The sequence below is a fragment of the Aliiglaciecola sp. genome, assembly GCF_039982535.1.
Classification (GTDB): domain Bacteria; phylum Pseudomonadota; class Gammaproteobacteria; order Enterobacterales; family Alteromonadaceae; genus Aliiglaciecola.
Genome location: NZ_JBDWYG010000008.1, coordinates 16,230 through 30,377, shown reverse-complemented (window position 1 = coordinate 30,377; position 14,148 = coordinate 16,230). Strand labels below are relative to the sequence as shown.

General features: G+C 38.7%; 12 protein-coding genes. 3 read left to right on the top strand and 9 right to left on the bottom strand.

The window, feature by feature from the left end; translation table 11 throughout:
* The first annotated feature begins 96 nt into the window (after positions 1-96).
* The 3 genes from ABJV04_RS01460 (at position 97) to ABJV04_RS01450 (ending at position 1,918) form a co-directional block, all read left to right on the top strand.
* Positions 97-1,104, top strand: a complete 1,008-nt coding sequence (locus ABJV04_RS01460) for an isocitrate dehydrogenase (protein ID WP_348489335.1) — start codon at positions 97-99, stop codon at positions 1,102-1,104.
* A 132-nt stretch (positions 1,105-1,236) separates the two neighbouring features.
* Positions 1,237-1,356 (top strand): PEP-CTERM sorting domain-containing protein, encoded by a 120-nt coding sequence (locus ABJV04_RS01455; protein ID WP_348489334.1) that lies wholly within the window; start codon positions 1,237-1,239, stop codon positions 1,354-1,356.
* A 238-nt stretch (positions 1,357-1,594) separates the two neighbouring features.
* Positions 1,595-1,918 carry a ComEA family DNA-binding protein gene (locus ABJV04_RS01450; RefSeq protein ID WP_348489333.1) on the top strand — a complete coding sequence of 108 codons (324 nt, stop codon included), beginning with the start codon at positions 1,595-1,597 and terminating at the stop codon, positions 1,916-1,918.
* A 48-nt stretch (positions 1,919-1,966) separates the two neighbouring features.
* On the opposite strand, the gene galU is transcribed toward ABJV04_RS01450, so the two are convergent.
* The 9 genes from galU to ABJV04_RS01405 all read right to left on the bottom strand — a co-directional run bounded on the left by galU (position 1,967) and on the right by ABJV04_RS01405 (position 13,804).
* Positions 1,967-2,860: a UTP--glucose-1-phosphate uridylyltransferase GalU gene (gene galU / locus ABJV04_RS01445; protein ID WP_348489332.1), complete on the bottom strand. Its 894-nt coding sequence runs from the start codon at positions 2,858-2,860 to the stop codon at positions 1,967-1,969.
* Position 2,861: 1 nt separating this feature from the next.
* Entirely contained in the window at positions 2,862-4,202 is a 1,341-nt protein-coding gene (locus ABJV04_RS01440; RefSeq protein ID WP_348489331.1) for a UDP-glucose/GDP-mannose dehydrogenase family protein, read from the bottom strand.
* Between the two features lie 169 nt (positions 4,203-4,371).
* On the bottom strand, positions 4,372-5,238 hold the full coding sequence (locus tag ABJV04_RS01435) for a glycosyltransferase family 2 protein (protein WP_348489330.1): 867 nt from the start codon (positions 5,236-5,238) through the stop codon (positions 4,372-4,374).
* Positions 5,235-6,065 (bottom strand): glycosyltransferase, encoded by an 831-nt coding sequence (locus ABJV04_RS01430; protein WP_348489329.1) that lies wholly within the window; start codon positions 6,063-6,065, stop codon positions 5,235-5,237. Before ABJV04_RS01430 ends, ABJV04_RS01435 begins: the two co-directional genes overlap by 4 nt.
* Before the next feature lie 251 nt (positions 6,066-6,316).
* On the bottom strand, positions 6,317-7,009 hold the full coding sequence (locus tag ABJV04_RS01425) for a hypothetical protein (RefSeq protein WP_348489328.1): 693 nt from the start codon (positions 7,007-7,009) through the stop codon (positions 6,317-6,319).
* Positions 7,010-7,121: 112 nt separating this feature from the next.
* The gene (locus ABJV04_RS01420; RefSeq protein ID WP_348489327.1) at positions 7,122-8,255 is read right to left on the bottom strand and encodes a glycosyltransferase family 2 protein; all 1,134 of its coding nucleotides are present in this window, start codon (positions 8,253-8,255) and stop codon (positions 7,122-7,124) included.
* A gap of 4 nt (positions 8,256-8,259) precedes the next feature.
* Positions 8,260-9,963, bottom strand: a complete 1,704-nt coding sequence (locus ABJV04_RS01415) for a glycosyltransferase (RefSeq protein ID WP_348489326.1) — start codon at positions 9,961-9,963, stop codon at positions 8,260-8,262.
* A 117-nt stretch (positions 9,964-10,080) separates the two neighbouring features.
* Positions 10,081-12,879 (bottom strand): glycosyltransferase, encoded by a 2,799-nt coding sequence (locus tag ABJV04_RS01410; protein ID WP_348489325.1) that lies wholly within the window; start codon positions 12,877-12,879, stop codon positions 10,081-10,083.
* Between the two features lie 208 nt (positions 12,880-13,087).
* On the bottom strand, positions 13,088-13,804 hold the full coding sequence (locus ABJV04_RS01405) for a polysaccharide lyase (protein ID WP_348489324.1): 717 nt from the start codon (positions 13,802-13,804) through the stop codon (positions 13,088-13,090).
* Positions 13,805-14,148: the final 344 nt, after the last annotated feature.

Below are 14,148 nucleotides of genomic sequence, written 5' to 3'. Positions count from 1 at the left end.
AAATTAGCTCCAAAAGTGGTATAAATCTGCCCCTTAAATTCAGTCTATACGCCGGCTAAATATCCAGCCCTCAAAAGTGTAAAATAGGAATACATAATGACACAACAACGCATTACCGTTATCAAAGGTGATGGTATCGGACCTGATATCGTCGATTCGGCCTTACAAATTTTAGAAAAAGTTGGCTGCGACTTTGAGTATGATTTTGCCGATGCAGGTTTGATGGCTTTAGAAAATCACGGCGAACTATTACCCCAAGAGACTTTAGATCTTATTGAAAAGAACAAAGTTGCGTTAAAAGGCCCACTTACCACACCAGTAGGTGAAGGCTTTACTTCCATTAACGTTAGCTTGCGTAAAAAATTCCAAATGTACGCAAACGTTCGTCCCGTACTATCTTTCAAAGGGACTAAAGCTCGTTACGAAGACATCGATATTATTACCGTTCGAGAAAACACCGAAGGCATGTACTCAGGTTTAGGACAAGTTGTATCTGAGGACGGCAGTGAAGCGGAAGCAAAAAGTATCATTACTCGCGAAGGTGCAGAACGCATTATAACTTTCGCATATGAACTAGCGCGTCGCGAAGGACGTAAAAAAGTCACAGCAGTGCATAAAGCAAACATCTTAAAGTCTACTTCAGGTTTGTTTTTGAAAGTAGCCAGAGAAATAGCCGACAAATATCCTGACATCGAATCAACAGAAATGATCGTGGATAATGCATGTATGCAATTAGTTATGAACCCACATCAATTTGATGTAATGGTAACAACTAACTTGTTTGGCGACATTCTTTCAGACCTTTGCGCTGGTTTAGTTGGCGGTTTAGGTATGGCACCAGGAGCTAACATAGGTTCAGACTGCGCTATTTTTGAAGCGGTTCACGGCTCTGCACCTGATATCGCTGGTAAAAACCTAGCCAACCCAACTTCAGTTATTTTAGCTTCAGTTCAAATGCTCGAATACCTACAGATGGGTGATAAAGCGGATAAAATCCGTAGTGCGCTTAAAGACGTTATCGAATCTGGTGACCGTACAACACGTGATCTAGGTGGCGAACACGGTACAACTGACTTCACTCAAGCAGTATTAGATAGACTGTAAGCTAAAGATATAGATCCTCTCTACACCAAGTCGTTACATTATTAAATGTAACGACTTTTTTCATTTTGAATTGTCGAAATATTTTGGGCTGAAAACTGCTGTAGTGGTAATAACTCAATCAGACTGACTGAAGTGAGTTCAGGCGATGTTCAAGCTTTATCACTTGCTTCTGTAGAAGCGGCCAGTGTACCTGAACCAGCAGGAATTTTATTGCTAGGTATGGGGTTATTAGCACTTCGTCGTAAAAAATAATCTAGAATAAAGCTACACTGAATTTTCTACTAAACGGTAGAGTCTAACTAAGGTCCTTTTAAGGGCCTTTTTTATTGCTCTGAAAAGTGATTATTTAAATACTTTCCTCGGCACTTGTTACCTCTCCCACAGTATTGACCTTCCAAAAAACTAGACTTTACATATAAACCAAGCCGGACTAATTTTAAATCGTGCAAATGAAGCACTAACGGATTAAAAATGAATACGGAGATTCCATATGAAAAAGTTCTTACCCACTTTAATTGTGGCTTGTGCAGTTTTTGCTGCCAGCAGTCCACTTTCTATACATGCTAAAAGCTTAAACCAGAAAATTGAAACCGCAAAAACTCAATTGCAGGCTGAAGCGACCCCCATCAATATCAATACGGCTACCGCTAATGATTTAGAAGCCTTACCCGGCATTGGAGCAAAAAAAGCCCAAGATATTGTGGCGTACCGAAAAGCCAATGGTAGCTTTAAACGTGTGGAAGACATTACCAACGTGAAGGGAATTGGTGAGCGAATGTTAGCAAAATTAAAAACATCGGTATCTGTGAAATAAAAAAATGGCGCCAATTGGCGCCACTTTTAAATTGCTTTAAGGCTAACGTTATTTAATGGTCTCTTTTAAGAAATCAAGAAACTCGTCTTTAATTTCTTCGTGACGTAAACCGTATTCAATATTGGCTTTCATATAACCAAGCTTGCTCCCACAATCATGGCTTTTACCAGTCATATAGTAAGCATCAACCTGTTCTTTTTCCATCATTGTGTCTATGGCATCGGTTAATTGAATTTCATCACCCGCACCCGGCTGAGTTTTTTCCAACTCATCCCAAATACTTTCAGATAAAACGTAACGCCCTACTACAGCCAAGTTAGATGGTGCTTCTTCCACTGGCGGCTTTTCTACCATTTTATGGATCTTCGCCGACTCACCTTCGCCTAACTCTTTACCTTCTAAATCAACCACACCGTATTTGTGAACTAAATCTTCAGGTACGGCTTCAACCATAATTTGGCTAACCTGACTGGTATTAAAGGTTGCTACCATGTCAGCCAAGTTATCTTTCTTAGGGTTACATGCAGCATCATCAATGATAACGTCTGGCAGAACCACTGCAAAAGGGTTATCACCGATCATAGGACGGGCACACAAGATAGCGTGACCCAAACCTTTTGCCACACCTTGACGGACATGCATAATGGTTACATCTTTAGGACAGATAGCTTGTACCGCTTCTAACAACTGGCGCTTAACCCGTTTTTCAAGGGTAGCTTCTAATTCAAAACTGGTATCAAAGTGATTCTCTATACTGTTTTTACTCGCGTGAGTAACCAGTATAATTTCTTTCAAACCAGCGGCCACACATTCCGCTACCACATACTGAATCAGTGGTTTATCGACTACTGGCAGCATTTCCTTTGGAATCGCTTTTGTTGCGGGTAACATTCTTGTCCCCAGTCCTGCAACTGGAATGACTGCTTTTTTAACCTGACTCATATTAACTTTCCTTTATTGATAATCCACGACCTATGGCGTAGTAATGCAATCCGTATTCCTGCATTAACGAAGGTTCAAATAAATTTCGTCCATCAAATAATAATGGCTCAGATAGCGACTGTTTTATTAACTCAAAATCAGGTGCTTTAAACACCTGCCACTCGGTGCAGATGACTAAGAAATCAGCGCCTTTAAGGGCCGCTTCTTTGGTGCCTGTTAAACTCAAATCATCACGTACACCGTAAATGCGTTGAGTCTCCTCCATGGCTTCAGGGTCGTAGGCTTGTACCTTAGCGCCCGCTTCCCACAAATGTTCCATTAACACGCGACTGGACGCTTCACGCATATCATCGGTATTAGGTTTAAAAGATAAACCCCAAACAGCAGCGGTTTTGCCTTTCAGATCGTTATTAAAATGCCCAGAAATATATTCAAACAGTTTTTCTTTTTGTTTGTAGTTCACTGCCTCTACAGATTCTAAGATCTTGGCGGTATACCCTGCCTCAGTTGCACTACGAGCGAGCGCTTGCACATCTTTGGGGAAACAAGATCCACCATAACCACAACCTGGGTAAATAAACTGATAACCAATTCGCGGATCTGAACCGATACCGAGTCTTACGTTTTCGATGTCAGCACCAAACACTTCAGCTAAATTAGCCATTTCATTCATAAAGCTGATTTTAGTGGCCAGCATGCAATTGGCTGCATATTTGGTTAATTCAGCACTGCGAATATCCATGACAATAATTTTGTCATGGTTGCGATTAAATGGTGCATAAAGCTCTCTTAGCTTCTTTTCTGCACCAACACTGTCAGTACCGATAATAATACGGTCAGGTCGCATGCAATCATTAACGGCTGCGCCTTCTTTTAAAAATTCAGGATTTGAAACCACATCGAAGGTAATTGATTTGCCCAGAGATTCTTGTACTTCGGTAATTTTTGCTTTCACTTTATCTGCAGTGCCCACTGGAACCGTCGATTTGTTGATCACAATTTTATGCTGCTCCATAGCTTCAGATATGGTTTTAGCAACGGCAAGTACGTATTTAAGATCAGCAGAACCATCTTCATCTGGCGGTGTGCCTACGGCAATGAAAATTACATCACCATGCTCAATCCCAGCCTTGGCGTCAGTGGTAAATGTAACCCTACCGGCGTCAAAATTAGATTTAACTAAAGGTGTTAAGCCCGGTTCATAAATAGGAATAATACCTTTCTCAAGGTTGTCGACTTTGCTTTGGTCAACATCGACACAGACAACTTGATGACCCACTTCTGCCAATACAGCTGCTTGTACTAACCCCACATAACCAATACCAAATACGGTTACTTTCATTATTTTTAGTTCCTTTAATCAATTAGCTGTATCTTTGTCAGCAATTATCGTGCAAAAATTTTAAACTACGTATGTTGCGATTCGTATTACAAACGGCAGTTAGTGTATAACTTCAAAAATAAAAAATATAGTTTGAAAATAAAGCGAAGAGAGATTTGCAATGAAGGTATTACCAGTTGTCGGAAAATGCGCCATCTTTTTTACAGATCCCATCCCACAGACCGCATAACATAAACTTCAGACGCTCCAGTTTACGGTCTTGCAATAGGCTATTGGCAAAGAAGCGAATGGGTAAAACACACAAATTACGGGTTTTCCAGTATCTAGGTACATAACCTCTGCGGGATAACAGCAATATATTGCGGAACTGGTAATACAGTCTAACGGGACTCCCTACTTTATAGGTAATGCCTGCAAATTTACTGCGAGAGTCTCCTAAGCGGTGGATCATCTCAACTTTATCAGCAATGGCCACCATTAAGTTTTGTTGTTTCGCTCTCCAGCACCATTCGTGATCTACCCCATCAATAAATAAGGTTTCATCTTTATAACCAATGGCATCCAACTGTGACAAATCGATCATCATTCCTGAGGATATAATTTGCGTAACACAAACTATTTCGTCATACACCAAAACTTCACGCTGCACTCTAGGTTTAACCGTTTTTTCGGAAAAAGAGCAAATGATACGTGGCCCAATGGCTACAACAGGTCGTTTCTCCACCTTAGAAGCCACCAGCAGAGAAGACAGCCTAAAGGCAAAGTCTTCATCAATGGTACTGTCTTGATCGAGCAACATGCCATATTCACAGCCGGAAGAGCGTAAATCACGCAACCCCACATTATGGGCAGCGGCAATACCGATATTATTCGGAAAATGATGGTAATGCATATTGGATTTATCGAACAGCAACTCAGTGGCAACCGGGGAATTATCGACGATGGAAACCACATCCACTTGCTTTAGGACGGTTTCAAGAAGATCTTGAGTGATCCCCATATCTGGCTTATATAAAATGACTGTCGCGCCTATCACTCGTGTCTAACCCGCTTATTCAAAAGGTAACGGTCTATTTTATACGCTAACTTCACAATTTTGGAAGGCATAAGTCGTAAAAAGAGCACGGCGCAAGCGTAAACAATATTGCCAATACTATAACGTTTTAATACTTTCATGGCATAAAAACGAGCTTTGAACTCATTAATTGACTTACTCAAACCCCGACGTTTGTAAAAATCGTTCACCCGTCTAAATTCCAGCAGAGGCTCAGGCAAGTTGGCAAATTTGAAACCGGCAGCACAAAGCTCTATCCACAAAAAATAATCTTGGGTGTTTTGTAGCTGGTCGTTGTATCGATGACCAGCTTTAAACACCTCCATTCTAACCACTACAGTAGGGTGATTAATGGCACAGCGTTTAGGTAAAATACGGAATATATCACCATGATTTTTAGGTAATTTACGTTTACCTACTTTTCTACCATGTTCATTGATTTCAATTAAAGAAGTGCCTAGCACCTGAGTATTTTTATGTGTTTTTAGAAAATTAATTTGTTTTTCAAAGCGCTCTGAATGGGAAATATCATCTGCGTCCATTCTGAAAAAATATTCTACAGTAGGTAGGTTTTTAATCGTCCAATCAATCACGAAGTTCATGCAGGCACTCAACCCCACATTGACTGCAGACTTAATCAGCTGCACGTTATCTCGCTCACTACTTAGCTGTGAAAGAAAGTTAAACACATCTTCTTTCACCTCTCCATCTAGGACCAATACCAACTGAAAATTTTGGTAACTTTGAGAAAGAACACTTTCCACCGATTGCGTCACCCAATCGAGCTGATCCTCAATGTAAACGCCCATGCCTACTACAGACTCAAAACGTTGATCTTTTTCGAGCGAGTTGAGAATTGTAAAAGAATGAGGTTGATGGTTTGGTGACTTCAGAAACTTGCTCCAGCATTTCGATAAAATTTGTCTGCGCTGTGTCGCGAGACAGGCGGCGAAGTATAGCAGATTATTTGCTTAAATCACCGTTTTAAGCAATGGCAAAAGATCCTCCCCTTTTGCCATTTAGATGCTTCATAAATATTCGATTACAATTCACGCAAGCATTAAATGAATCCATCGACAATACTGTATTCTTTTTCCAATAATTTCTGGTACAGCTCTCTATTCGCAGGTAGCCCTTTCCCTGACGACCTCACGTTCTTTTCAAGTAACGGAATGTCAGTTCCCATTTCTTTCGATAAACGTTTGAGATCTTCAGCATAACAATGAGTCCTACCGACAAAATGAAAATCGCTTATGGGCACTTTCGAAAAATGGTTCTGATAGGGCTTATTTAGGTGCTGCAATTCAGGGTGTGTTAAAAAAAACTCAAATACGTCTAATTTTTGTTTTTCAATATTTTCACCAAACTCATCATGAATAATTCGATATTCATTTTTGGATTGCTGAACTGCCAATAAATGTCCTAGAAGAGACCAAGCCCGTTCCACAGGATCTCTTACCCAAACTATTCTTTTAGCATTTGGATATAACTTTATTTGCTCAGGATGAGCATGAAAGTGCCCATGGAGTATTTGCGTCCCATATGGTAGAAGGATTTTTCCACCACCACCAATAACTTTAACCTCATCTGGAGCATATAAATGCTTAATAGCGTTATTTCCAAAAGCACTGGCATACCCCAACTTTAAAGATGTTCCTGCAGTTTTGGGGATATGATGAGATAACCAGATGACTGAATCCCGTCCATCTGACTTAAATTTTAATATGTTTAATATATTTGATAATAAATTCATTAGTGCATTTTCAATTAATTTTAAAAGTTAGGAAATATCTATATCTCTAAAATTTCCCATTCTTACTTTACAGACAAAATGTTTACATTTACTGTCGCAACCATCGCTGTAATTAGTCGTTGGTCTTACAATTATTTTGTTTGGCTTTTAACGCTGCGACAACGTCTGGCAATGTCACACGAGTAAAAATTTTAGATAAAATAGGGAGAACTTCAAAAGGAGAATCGGCAATAATCTGCGAAACCTGTTCTCTTTTTTCTATCACAAACCTTCTGCCTAATTCAATTTCTTCATGCAACTTATAATTGGCAACAAAATTCTCGATAAACCACTGATATTTAGTCAAAACCTTAACATCAAATGATACCGATACTTTAGGTTTACGTGGTATATATCCGCTCCTATTCGTCTTAAAGATATCAGCGTAAGGGCGATTTTGGATAGGCCTACCTCGCAGTAATAGCGCCACATATTCCTCTTGGCTGCGAAACATTCGATGTAAAATAAAAATATCTTTTAAGGGAGACTTTATTTCTTCAGGGCTTATCTTTGCGAAATTATTTTCATCTACATGAAATCTACTGCCATCTGCCAATTGATGCTTAATTTTATAACCCAGTATGTTGTGTGGGTTAATGGCCTCAAGTAAAACATCCGTAGAAACAAGTGATTTTACATGATTGCCTTTAATTCCTTCTATCTTCTTTTCTATTGTTGGCAGGAAAGGTTTAACTTCGTTAGTTCGATTTAACCATTCAAAACAAACCACATCTGTAGTCTTTTGTTTCAAGAAGTCATGAATAGTAGTTTTTAGATCTTTCGGTGTCCAAAATTCATCTATATCTAAAAACATAACATGAGAATATCCTTGCTTCCTACTGCGCTTTAATTCGTGCTGATATATATGAGTCTGCGGTACATTTATATCCGGTTGAAAGTACTCATCTCCATCACAAAACTCAATATGCTTTACTGAGCTTAATTTCCGAACGATATTACTGGTATTGTCAGTGGTGTTATTTACATAAACTGAAATATGATCAAATCCGAAGTATTGATGATGGGCCAACCACTCAGGCAAATAGCAAGCTTCATTTTTTGCAATTGCGACTAGCTTTACTCGATAAGGCTTTCTCTTCCTAATGCACTTGTTAATTAAAATCCATAACCAAAATAAATATTTAGAGGCTTTACGGCAAGAGAGATAAACACTGAACCTAAATCTGAAAAATTTTTTTAAATTCAATTTATCAACACTCTTTTATCGAGAAGTTTTCTCTTCTCAATGTTAAATTGGGGCTATAGGCGGGATCATGTTCAATGATGCTTGCCCAGTTTTTTTGTAAATAATTTAGTTCTTTTTCAAATCTATCACGTTTTTCAACCGTGTCGTCGAAACCTCTGGATACTGACTCATAATGAAATAAAACAGCTTCTGCACAATAGAGGTTTCGCCTTCCTAAATTCAATACTTTAAGACAAAAATCAACGTCATTAAAAGCCACTTCCAAATTAACTTCATCCAAACCATTTACAGCTAAATAATCACTCTTTTTAACCAACAGGCACGCTGCAGTCACAGCACTAAAACAATTTGTAGCGGCTAGTCGATTTAAATACCCACTATGCTCTCGGGGAAAATACTTGTGAGCATGCCCTGCACCTCCGCCGTACCCCATAACGACACCTGCATGTTGAATTCTGCCATCTGGATAAAGTAGTTTAGCGCCCACACAGCCGATTTCTTTTCGATTGACTTGATTTACCATATAGGACAGCCATTCCGGCTCTATCACTTCTATATCATTGTTAATTAACCCTATAATTTCACCCGCAGCATGAGTGACAGCGAAATTATTTATTGCAGAGTAATTAAACTTTTGATCATATTTAAGCACTTTAATTTGTGGATGTTTATTTAACTCATTGAAGTAATCAAGACTTTCTTGTTCGTCTGATTGATTATCAACCAATAATATTTCAAAGTTTCGATAAGTGGTCTTCGTCAATATAGACTCAACACAGACTTTAACAAGTTGACGTGAATTTCTAGTCGGAATAATTAAACTCACTAAGGGACTTGTTTCTGTATGCCAAAGCAATTTTAAAATAGGATATTGAGGATGCTTGGTAACCTTTGCATATGTAGAGACTTTATTAATGGCTGTTGGCCCCAGAGGGAAGCTATTGTTATCAGCGGTAGCTTGTGAATGAACAACTACGTAAGGTAGGTGCCCTATTATCATATCTAACTCATCTAGATAAACACTAGCTAGGAAGTCAGCAATACTAGTCTCACCAACCTCTAAACGCGCTTGTTTAGCAAAGACTCTGTTCGAGCGAAACCAAAGGCCAGTATTGATATAGCCCGTACTCAACAATAAATCGGGGTTCCAGTCACTATGTAGTTTGGGTGAGTGTCTTTTTCCTGAAGAAGTGATGCTGTCACTGTCAAAATAGCCAATTGAAGAACTAGAATTTAAAAACGCTGAAACTGCTCCTTCACTTAAAGAGTGCAAAGCGTCACCGGCGTTTATTACTAAGAAGTTATTAATTTCTCTTTCGGCATCACAAGAAAAATCAAGTGAGCTTTCCGACACCACTTCAAGATTAGCAGTCAAGTTATTAAGGTTATAATTGACGTTTTCTTCATCTTTAACCAAAAGAAACACCGTTTCTATGGTGTTTATATCCGCCAAGTATTCCAAGGTAAAATTAAGTAAGCTTGAACTTCCGTTAACTACCACTACAACATTAAAAGGAGTACCTAACGTCATATCTTTCAACGAGACATTTTGCTTAGATATAAGCCCTTCATATAGCTTAGCGGTCTTTTTCTTTGATGGAATACCGTATGATAAGCCGCTTTTTTGGAGGTTGCGACTATACAAAGAAGTTAACCATGGCCAGCGCTTAACTTTATTTCGAATTGATTCAGGAATGCATCCAACCATGGACTTCACTCCTATCATTATATATTTTTTAACCACACAACCTCTTAACTGAATACAATTACAAACATCTAACTGATATATTTTCAATTATGGAAATATAAACTAGATGTTTTGACACTATTTTAAAATTTGCTGAATAGCACTTAACATGCTTGGTTTAACTTTTTGATAACTATAGTTTTCTACTGCTTTACTTCTGCCATTCACACCAAGCTTTACAATCAGGCTTGGCTCTTTTATCAGCAAGCCCAGAGCGTTGACGACACCTTCAATATCTTTAAAGGGAACTAAAATACCATTTTTTTCATCAACTAGTTCAGGAATAGCCCCCCATTCATATGCAACAATGGCACAACCGCTCGCCATACCTTCTATCACTGTGCGACCAAAAGACTCCTGGAAGTGAGACAAATTAAGTAAGATATCGGTACCTTTAAGTGCTTCAAAGGAACTCTGGCAATAACCTTTCCATTTTAAATTTTGTAAGCTCGTCTGTTTTTTCCAATTCGCTGTATGTTCATTTTCAGGCCCATAAATATGAAACTCAATAGGAAACTGTTTAGCCTCACACAACTCCGCAACTTTAAGTAGATCTTCAATACCTTTTTTAGGCAGATTACTGCTGAGCAAAGAAGCAATAACAGGAAGTTTAACGCTAGGTAGTTTTGACGTAGTAACATCAATGTCAATAACATTTGGAATTAGAAAAGCTCGATTTTTCACATCAATGAAATTCAATACTGCCAAAGAGTTAGCAATATAATAGTCACTACTTTTTAAACAATGATTCCTAACAGTTTCAGCATCTGCCCCCAAAGCTTCACACAAATCCGGATCATTGAGAGGTAATTCACGAATATGCATAACCGTCTTTCGGTTGTTTCTAGTCGCTGCGTTCAATGGCTCTGACAAAACAAGGGTATTTGCATAAACAAGTGCAATATTCAGCTGTACAATAATTTGAATGAAAGCATCAACTACCTTTTCATCTGTGTCTCTATTTGCGTTCCACCACTGCATGGGTTGAAAAATAACTTTGCTACATAATGCAGAGACTTTTTCTACATAATCGACGTTTTCGGCATTAGGCAAAACAACAACAATATTAAAATCACTTTGCGAAAACATCTTAAGTGTGTCTAAAAAACTCCTCTCAGCACCAAAAGTATGTTCTGACACCATATGGCCGACACATAAAATGGTGGGCTTATCGTCATGGAAAAGGATTTCGCCTTCAAGTTCAGTGCGCTCTGGCAGATGACTTTCGTTCAGCAGATGTTCAATAACCGCTAATTTATTAGTTTTATGGAGATAGGCCTGCCCACTAATACTTATCACAGGGTTGCAGTCTCTGGCCTCGTGAATACCATTATTAATAAAATGTGCAACGGGCTCGACTCCCGCCTTGGCAATATCTGGATATCGCTGCAAATACCATGTTTGGTCAAACAGTTCACTGCTTTGCAAAAGTAGCGTTAAGTTATGCTTTCTTTGGGCATCATTTCCTCTCAGCATTGTCGGAGGAACAGCGAAAGGTCGCTGATTAGGTAAGCGAGTAAGATACAGCTTTTTATGAGATTTATGCCAGGTAACGGCTGCGTCATGATAGTCCTTTCGCAACCCTTTAAATTGAGTTCGTAAATGACTCGCTTTGGTTTGAGATAAGGATTCATTTGTTGCCCGCCCGAAAGAAAGCGGTATACCAGGTAAAACCTCGACAATGGAATTAACACCATAAGATGCCAAAATACGATGATAATATTCAGTATCAGCGTTCACTGAAACGTTGTCCCAATATCCCAAACGGCGAAATACCGAACGCTTCAACATTAGTGAAGATACATTACGATAAATCCAACCTTCTTCCATCCGCCAACGTTGAAAACGCAATTCCTCATCGGCTCTAACCCAATGTGAAACGGATGCGATAGCATTGCGCTTTTGTCGTAGCCCATTAACTTGGCATTCAATTTTTTGCGGATGCGACCAATCATCAATATCGTGCACAGTGATATACTTACCTCTGACCATACTAAGTCCATAATTTCGCGCTCGATATGCGCCTAAATTGACGTCGTGACGAAATAACTTAATTCTTTGGTCTTGCTTCGATAGAGATTGTAGAACTTGCCATGAGTCATCACAGGAAGCATCATCAACTATGATGATTTCGAGGTTTTTCCAAGTCTGATTTAGCAAACTCGTTACTGCTGTTTTTATAGTATCTTGCGCATTAAAGCATGGAATGATAATGCTAACTAATGGCTGCAAAATATCTTTTAACGTTTTGCTGCGAGGTACATTCAGCCCAACTAAATTATCTAATCCTAGTGGCTTTTTTGGATGTTTAACACTAACACCCAAAAGTTGGTTATTGGCAAATAGCTCAGTTAAATCATCAGCTCTACTCTCATTATCAAGCAGCATATTTTGAGCTAGTAACTTGTTGTTAGATGTTGGCCAGGTATTATCGTTAAGTAACGCTTGTGCCGCGCTCAATTTGCCCTGCCAATAATATGCATCAAACAACAACAGATATGGACCTTGATGTGCGATTAAATATAACGCCATTGGATCTTTCAAGGCTTCGGGTAAATATTGTTCTACCAGATCCCATTTTCCATAACTGCCATACCAGCGACCAAGCACCCACCCAGCTAAACACCGACTAAAGTCACTAGAGTTACTGAACAATGTGATTAGTTTTTTCTCAATTTCGTCAGTGTTATCGGTCGTCCATAACTCTTTTTCTAATTCAAATGCTTCAATTTTGCAGGGGAACCGCCCCTCGCCACGACCACAATTGATATAGTGCTCTAATGGTTCGACTCCCGCCTCTGCCACGTCAGGGTATGTATCTAAATACCAATTAGCATCAAAATATTTTCCAAGCTTTATGTTTTGTTCAATAACCATTTTTAATTACAATTTCTTTCAATAATAAAAATACACTAGCACTTAATAAAACATTCGTTTTATTTTAAATTAAGTCGCGTCTTTGATTTCAATTAGCTCCGAGTAAATTTCTACAACCACCTTTTGGGGATAGAGTAAGCATTTGCTATTTTAAATAGACCCCTTTCTAAAATTATGAAGTAAAGGAAACTTATTGGTCGCTGCTAAACTATTCTGACAACAGCAATCCTCGAGTTACTTTAAAATTATCATAATAAACGAAAGTATCAGTTGACGGGCTCCAACTTGGATCGTTTCCACCATAAAATGAGTTATACAAAAAATAATCAATCTTATTTTCCATATTTCCAGTAAAATTTAAATTGTTACGTTCTATCAGTTTTTTTCCATTAATGAAAAGTGCAGCTATGCCATCGCTGCTGCCGACTTCACTGTTTAACTTTACATATAGTGCAATTTTGTACCAGGTATCTTTAACAAACGTAAACCCTAGAGGGTCTGCTACATCATCCCCACAACGTTTTTTACGATCTTGATGGTATAAGTATAAAACGGGTTGTCCGTTTTGCCTCCACATCATTCGGACAGACCAACCATTCGGATCGATAGTTTTACAGCCAGTGGTAGCCGTCCCGCCTCCTAAGCCGTGCATTTTACCGCCTCTTACAAATTCAAATTGACTATCTAATTTCATATCAAAACTGAGAGTGGCTTCAGAAACGCTCTCTACTAATTGAAAACGTTTACCAATATAGGGCGTTCCTGTTTTGCTAGGGGTGTAAGTTTGTCGAATAATCTGCCCGTATTTTAGCTCTTCACTGCTCCCCTTTACCGATAACTCAGGTTTAAACCAATTTTGGTTTAAACCCATGTCTTCAAAGTCTTGATAATACAAGTAATCAGTTGATTGCTGCGCAGTAGACATATGCCCTCTTAGCGCAAACAACGATAAAAATGTTAGTAACAGCATTAATGTGAGTCTTAGCAATTTACTCTTATGCTCCCTTTTAAGTTATCGATATATAGTTTTAAACTCTCAACTCAAAGTAGTGCTGCAATCTGCTTTCAAAACGTCCATTTTAGAATCCTGTACAAAAGCACTAACTCCAGTGGCTACAACACCTTGGTTGGTACCTAGAGCCCACTACTCGTCAACTAAACTTTCTGTAGCTCTTTGTCTAAAACAAGTCTCAAATTTAACCTATCTAAAACGTCTTTCTACAAGCTAGAAAGCAAGAGTAAAACTGAAAACAATGACAATACCAGATT

Excerpts from the sequence above, each read along its gene's own strand:
- ABJV04_RS01460 (WP_348489335.1), top strand. The coding sequence starts at position 97 with ATGACACAACAACGCATTACCGTTATCAAAGGTGATGGTATCGGACCT.
- ABJV04_RS01450 (WP_348489333.1), top strand. The coding sequence starts at position 1,595 with ATGAAAAAGTTCTTACCCACTTTAATTGTGGCTTGTGCAGTTTTTGCT.
- galU (WP_348489332.1), bottom strand. The coding sequence starts at position 2,860 with ATGAGTCAGGTTAAAAAAGCAGTCATTCCAGTTGCAGGACTGGGGACA.
- ABJV04_RS01440 (WP_348489331.1), bottom strand. The coding sequence starts at position 4,202 with ATGAAAGTAACCGTATTTGGTATTGGTTATGTGGGGTTAGTACAAGCA.
- ABJV04_RS01430 (WP_348489329.1), bottom strand. The coding sequence starts at position 6,065 with ATGGGCGTTTACATTGAGGATCAGCTCGATTGGGTGACGCAATCGGTG.
- ABJV04_RS01425 (WP_348489328.1), bottom strand. The coding sequence starts at position 7,009 with ATGAATTTATTATCAAATATATTAAACATATTAAAATTTAAGTCAGAT.
- ABJV04_RS01415 (WP_348489326.1), bottom strand. The coding sequence starts at position 9,963 with ATGGTTGGATGCATTCCTGAATCAATTCGAAATAAAGTTAAGCGCTGG.
- ABJV04_RS01410 (WP_348489325.1), bottom strand. The coding sequence starts at position 12,879 with ATGGTTATTGAACAAAACATAAAGCTTGGAAAATATTTTGATGCTAAT.
- ABJV04_RS01405 (WP_348489324.1), bottom strand. The coding sequence starts at position 13,804 with ATGTCTACTGCGCAGCAATCAACTGATTACTTGTATTATCAAGACTTT.